The sequence below is a fragment of the Halorubrum sp. SP3 genome (genome assembly GCF_005435195.1).
In the GTDB taxonomy this organism is placed as follows: Archaea; Halobacteriota; Halobacteria; order Halobacteriales; family Haloferacaceae; genus Halorubrum; species Halorubrum sodomense.
The window spans coordinates 459-694 of sequence record NZ_SGTU01000211.1 but is presented as its reverse complement, the minus strand read 5'-3'; positions in this window follow the sequence as shown (position 1 = coordinate 694).

Here is a 236-nt window from a genome sequence, read left to right as displayed (position 1 = left end):
CAGCGCCTGACACGTGATGCTGCCCGGAAGCGTTGCCGTGTCGATCGACTGCGCAAAGTCGCGTCGCTCCGTGAGATCCATCTCACTGTAGACGAGACTGAGATGTGGGTAATACGCTGCGGTCGACCCACTGATTGCCTCTCGTGCCGACCGGTGTACCTCCATCAACTCAAGGGTCGGTACCAGGGAGAGGAACCCACACTGGTGCCGCGTCGTCGACCAGCGAACGCCATCGA